The following is a 3,003-nucleotide window of genomic DNA, read 5'->3' on the forward strand; positions in this document are numbered from 1 at the left end:
CGATAAATCAGACCGGGATCCCCGTAAGGGGACTGTGTTCGAATTCCCTTGGGGGCACAGGGATTAGACGATAAATCAAACCGGGATCCCCGTAAGGGGACTGTGTTCGAATTCCCTTGCAGATCTCCATTTAATGAGGTTTGCCGGCCGCCTCCCGGCCTCCCCCAAAATCGCACCTGCGATTTTGGGGGAGGTGAGGAGGGGGTAATTTTTATCCTGACAGCACGGACGCTGTCCGCTGGATCGAGCAGTTTTGAGGAATACGCAGGCTGAACTCTGCCTGAGAATTGCTGTGATGGAACGCTCTCAAAGTCATTCCTGCGTTTTCGGGAGGTGAGGAGGGGGTCAAAACGGCGGAGCGAATGGATGCTGCCCGGCGGGCGATTTTCGGGAGGTAAGGGGGGATCAAATCTGCGGAAGGGATGGATGCTGCCAGTCGGTTGGGCGGTTTTGCGGAAGGTGAACATCAAGGCACGCGCGTGGGTTTTCTAAGAGATCGGACAGCCCGCGCCAGGCGCATCCCTCACCCTGCCCCCTCGCGGCGGGCTGGGGAGGAGGAAACTTCATATCACGGGACGATGCCGGCGCAGGCGACGCCGTCCTTGGGCGCTTCGGTACGCTCGCGTTTCCACACCCGCCCTTCCAGCAGAATGGTACAGGAAAGCTGGCCGGTCTGACTGGGGTTGGAAGCGGTCAGATAGACTTCCTCGCCGCGCGGCACAACCACCCGCTTTTCCCACGGCGTGGTGACGGTGGTGGTCTTGGAGATGACCTCCTTGCCGGCCTGCAGCGTGATATTGGCATAACCGCCGGTGGCTTCCACCCGAAAGACCAGCACCGATTCGGTGGGCGGTGGGCGGAACACCCCCAGCAGGTTGAGCAGAATCAGCGAGCCGGCGCACAGCGCCAGCACCAGCAGAATTTGCAGCAGCGTAGAACGGGAAATGGGTTTGGGGGACTGCGCCACTTTTTTATGCCTTTTTTATGCCAGCGGCTAAAGAAATGCGCGGTTTTGACGATAACTATTATAGCAAATTGAAAGGCGGAGGTGTTGAATATCGAACCAATGAGGTGTAAAGCGTAAGGCAGTCAATCGGCGGTGGCGCTGGTCCCGGGTTCATCACCCAGCGCCGGAACGGTAGAAAGAACCCGGCGGTAATCCAATAAACATCGTTTTCCAAATTCTCATTCCACAAGGGGAAGGATCCCCGCCACACACAAACAAGGAGGTTTGAAATGGCTGAAATAGATATCACCCGAATTGCCGGTAATATCGGCGCAATGAACGCCCTCAATTCTTTACAGGGCATCAACAAACAATTGGCTACCTATCAAACTCGTCTGGCAACCGGTAAGCGCATCAACTCTGCAGCGGACGACCCGGCCGGTTTGTCCATCGCCAGCAAACTGCAGTTCCGTTCGGAAGGTTTGAAAGTTGCCCTCGGCAACATCGGCGATGCCAAGAACCTGCTGGCGGTGGCGGAGGCCGGCGTGACCCGCATCAATGATATTCTGGTGCAGATGCGCAACAAAGCCGCCCAGGCTGCCAGCGATACCATGGGTTCGGCGGAACGCGAAATCATCAAGACCCAGCTGGCTGCCTACGCCGCTCAGATTGACGATATTGCCGCGCAGACCGAATGGAACGGCAACAAACTGATTGACGCCAGTTACTATAGCAATGCGTTGACCTTCCAGACCGGTTACGGTCAGAATGACTTCACATCGGTCAGCGGATTGGACAATCTGGCAGCCACGGGAGTAAGCAACGGTCGGGATAGCCTGAAACTTGCTCTCAGAACTGGGACTTCCACAGCAGCAGTTGCTGCGGATGCCAGCAACATCATTGACGATACCACCGGCGTATCCGTCAGTGGAACCATCAACAGCAACCTCAGCGAACTGCAAAGCGGAACGTACACTGTACAGGTTGTGGCAAATGGAGCCAACTCAACCGTACGGTTGTTTGATGGGAGTGGATCGACTCAGTACCTGATCGCTCAAAATGCGAATGGTACAGGCGCAGTTGGATACGGGCTGGGTGTGGATCTTTCTGGTGGCGATGTACAAGTCAATTTCGGGAATGGGCTGGTCGTGAACCTGAACGGTGGGCTTGCCGCCGGCACCTATACAGCGACCGTTAATTTCACCAAAGGTGGTAGCTATGACGTTCAAAAGAACGGCGATACCGGCGGTGCGCTCGTCTCGGCCCAGGACTTCCGCGATTACATGACCTACCTGGATGGCAAGCTGGATTATGTTGCCGAACAAATGTCCACGCTGGGCGCTTTCATCGGCCGCCTGAACTTCAAGGAAGACCAGGTGGCGGCTGCCCAGATCAACGTCGAAGCCGCTTACAACCGCATCATGAACGCCAACATGGCGGAAGAACAGGTCAATGCCAGCAAGTACCTGATCCTGCAGCAAACCGCTACGGCGATGCTGGCGCAGGCCAACACTGCCCCGCAGTTCCTGCTCTCGCTGTTCCGCTAAACCCCGGACTTTGACCGTCCGCCGATGGCACAAGGCGGGGGGCAGCCTGAATGAGCCGCCCCCCGCTCACCCCTAAAAGAGGGAAACGCCCATGAGCAGTAACACGATTTCCGCGACCCAATTAGACCCAACCTTCCGCACCATCATTCAGCAGACGCTGGAAACCGAACGCCAGCCGCTGAAGCGTTTAACCGCGCGGCGCGATGAACTGCAGGTCCAGAAGGGCATCTACACCGATCTGGGCAACCTGCTCACCGGCCTGCAAAGTGCACTGCGCAGCCTGATCAGCAGCCAGCCGTCCTACACGCTGGGCGGCGCGCGCTCGGTCAAGGTGACTCCTGCGGCGGCTGGCAGCACGGTGCTGACTGCCAGCGCCAGCAGCAGCGCGGCAGCCGGGCAGTACGAAATCAGCGTGACTTCGCTGGCGCGGGCGCACCGCGTCCGCTCGGATGCGGTGGAGTACGTCAATCAGGCGCTGGGGCAGAGCGGCACGCTGCTTTTGGGCGGGCT

The 3,003-nt window shown here is 58.0% G+C and carries 3 protein-coding genes; 2 read left to right on the forward strand and 1 reads right to left on the reverse strand.

Annotation, left to right across the window (positions count from 1 at the left end):
• Positions 1–568 precede the first annotated feature (568 nt).
• Positions 569–967 (reverse strand): hypothetical protein, encoded by a 399-nt coding sequence (locus VAE48_RS16760; protein ID WP_322794483.1) that lies wholly within the window; start codon positions 965–967, stop codon positions 569–571.
• A 269-nt stretch (positions 968–1,236) separates the two neighbouring features.
• On the opposite strand from VAE48_RS16760, the gene VAE48_RS16765 reads away from it, so the two are divergent.
• Positions 1,237–2,493, forward strand: a complete 1,257-nt coding sequence (locus VAE48_RS16765) for a flagellin (protein WP_322794484.1) — start codon at positions 1,237–1,239, stop codon at positions 2,491–2,493.
• A 91-nt stretch (positions 2,494–2,584) separates the two neighbouring features.
• On the forward strand, positions 2,585–3,003 hold a 419-nt coding region (locus VAE48_RS16770; RefSeq protein ID WP_322794485.1), incomplete at its 3' end, for a flagellar cap protein FliD N-terminal domain-containing protein.

Source organism: Bellilinea sp., assembly GCF_034432615.1.
In the GTDB taxonomy this organism is placed as follows: Bacteria; Chloroflexota; Anaerolineae; order Anaerolineales; family Anaerolineaceae; genus Bellilinea.